This is a genomic window from Kineococcus indalonis, from assembly GCF_009906395.1.
Taxonomy (GTDB): domain Bacteria; phylum Actinomycetota; class Actinomycetes; order Actinomycetales; family Kineococcaceae; genus Kineococcus; species Kineococcus indalonis.
In genome coordinates, this window is the sequence record NZ_JAAALM010000703.1 from 1 (window position 1) to 681 (window position 681).

Here is a 681-nt window from a genome sequence, read left to right on the forward strand (position 1 = left end):
GGGGAACCCGTGCTCGCGAGGGGCCCACCGGGAGCGCCGCGGTCTGTACGCTCCGGACCGTGAGCACCGATGCGGTCGCCCGGCTCGAGCAGGAGCTCGGGGTGCTGCTGCGCCGCTCGCGGGCGCTGTCCCGCGCGACCGCCCACGCGGTCCACCCCGAGCTGAACTTCGAGGCCTACAGCATCCTCGTGCGCCTGGACGACACCGGCCGGGCCCGGCCCAGCGAGCTCGCCCGGTACTTCCGCATCGGCAAGCCGACCCTCAGCCGCCAGGTGCAGCTGCTGGAGCAGCTGGAGCTGGTGGAGCGCACCCCCGACCCCGCCGACGCGCGCGCGGTCCTGCTCACCCTGTCCGCGACCGGCCGCGCGAAGGTCCACGCCGCCCGGCAGGCCCGCCGCGAGGAGCTCATCGAGCGGGTGGGCCCCTGGGGCGAGGACACCCTGCGGCGCTTCGCGACGCTCACCGAGCGCCTCAACGCCTCCCTCGACGCCGACGGCGGCGGAACGACCGACAGCAGCGACGACGCCGCCGTCGCCGAGCGCTTCTTCAAGGGCTGAGGGCCCGCTCGGGACGCCGCCCGCGCGTCGTGGCGGGGAGAGCCGACACTCGGACTCGAACCGAGAACCGCCCGATTACAAGTCGGGTGCGCTACCAGTTGCGCCATGCCGGCGTGCCCGGCCC

Annotated in this window: 1 protein-coding gene and 1 tRNA gene; one reads left to right on the plus strand and one right to left on the minus strand. The window is 75.3% G+C overall.

All coding sequences use genetic code 11. From position 1 onward, the window contains the following. Positions 1-59: 59 nt before the first annotated feature. On the plus strand, positions 60-557 hold the full coding sequence (locus GTR00_RS20425; RefSeq protein WP_166613362.1) for a MarR family winged helix-turn-helix transcriptional regulator: 498 nt from the start codon (positions 60-62) through the stop codon (positions 555-557). Positions 558-597: 40 nt separating this feature from the next. Here the strand turns inward: GTR00_RS20425 and GTR00_RS20430 are convergent. Further along, a tRNA-Thr gene (locus GTR00_RS20430) sits at positions 598-670 on the minus strand. Between the last annotated feature and the right edge of the window lie 11 nt (positions 671-681).